A 1,748-nucleotide genomic window follows, 5' to 3' on the forward strand; every position below is an offset into this window, starting at 1 on the left:
AGGAACTCCTTTTTCTAATGTTTAAAGAAATAAATTTAAGGAATCATTCATCCTTACACAAACTATTTTACAGTCTCGTATGTTTAATTATGTTTAATTAGATAGATATAATATTAGTTCAGTAATAAATTTATTAATGTTGATATGGATTAATGAATTTATTCATTTACATCAGTTACAATTAGGGTCAAAAGCTTGAAATTCATGGAAATCATGATTTATAGATTTATATTAAAGTTAAACCTTGTCGATTATTTTTTTGGAAATAAGCTTAGTTTATCCCAATCAAACTAAGCTTATTAATTGGTGACTTGCGCGTTTGATAAATGCTGATATGGTATAATTTTTATATATGATATCATTAAAACTATAATTTTAATGATAGCTAAAACAGACACCCTTGCAATAGATATTCATTTTAGTAATTACTAAAATGAAAAATTTTAATTTGAAAGAACTTTATGGAAACAAAAAAATATTTAGATTTAATTCAAGATGAATTACAAAAAATGCCAGATTTCGTAAAACAATATAATCTAGGAACTAACCATTCCTTAACTACTACCTATCAATATTTAACTGAAATAAGACGATTCTTTAATTGGCTACGTATTGAAAACTTTTCAAATGCTAATAAAAATGTAGATATTTCAGTTGATACACTTGAAAATTTACGTAGAAATGACATTATGCTATATATTGATCATTTGCAGCATAGTAAAAATCAACAAGGTCGTTTAAATTCACCAACAACTATTAATCGATCAATTAACGCTTTACGATCACTATACAAATTTTTAACTATAACCTCAGATAATAATGATGGAAAACCATATTTTGATCGTAATGTGATGTTAAAAATAGAATCATTAAATAGTACTAAAACCTTAAACTACCGCGCTCACGTTTTAGAGTCGCATATGTATACCGGAAACTTAAAGTATGAATTTTTAGATTTTATTGAAAATCAATATATTAAGCATTGCAATAGGCAGTCTCTCCCCTCCTTCGAGAAAAATAGGGAACGTGATATGGCCATAATTGCATTAATCCTTGGAACTGGAATTCGAGTTTCTGAATGTGCAGGTGTGAATTTACAAGATTTAAATTTCAAAAATGCTACTTTAGATGTAACTCGAAAAGGTGGTCAACGAGACAGCGTTCCAATTGCTGAATGGACATTGGATTATGTCGAAGCATATAAAAAAATAAGAGTCCAAAGATATCATGCTGATCAGAGTGATACGGCCCTGTTTTTAACCAATTGGCATAATCAAACTAGAAGAATTACAACAAATGCAATTGAAAAAATGGTAAACAAATATTCTACGGCATTCGGTCACCCTTTAACACCTCATAAATTGAGACACACATTAGCATCTGAATTATATGCAGTAACAAAGGATCAAGTTTTAGTTGCACAACAATTAGGTCAAAAAGGAACCTCTGCAACGGATTTATATACACACGTTGATCAGCGAAAGCAGCGACAAGCTTTAAATGAAATTTCAAATATGGATAGCGATCAATAATATTATTACTATTGAAAGTAAAATATGAAAAAGGCAATAACAATAATACTATTAGTGATAATAACAATTTTGTTATTGCTATATTCGATGATAATAAATTTATTATTATTCGTCGATATAAAAAAAGAACCTATAATTTTGTAGTGAGCCGTAAAAGTTAGACACTTTTACGGCTTTTACTATGTCTAAATTAAATAAAGAACAAAGACTTGAAGT

General features: G+C 28.2%; 1 protein-coding gene. It reads left to right on the top strand.

The features are described from left to right. The first annotated feature begins 461 nt into the window (after positions 1 to 461). On the top strand, positions 462 to 1,532 hold the full coding sequence (gene xerS, locus NFR82_RS08765; RefSeq protein WP_251717892.1) for a tyrosine recombinase XerS: 1,071 nt from the start codon (positions 462 to 464) through the stop codon (positions 1,530 to 1,532). Positions 1,533 to 1,748 lie beyond the last annotated feature (216 nt).

The organism is Lactobacillus agrestimuris (assembly GCF_943193025.1).
Taxonomy (GTDB): Bacteria; Bacillota; Bacilli; order Lactobacillales; family Lactobacillaceae; genus Lactobacillus; species Lactobacillus agrestimuris.

What these genes read in the sequence shown, in the direction of transcription:
- xerS (WP_251717892.1), top strand. Translation starts at nt 462, where the DNA reads ATGGAAACAAAAAAATATTTAGATTTAATTCAAGATGAATTACAAAAA.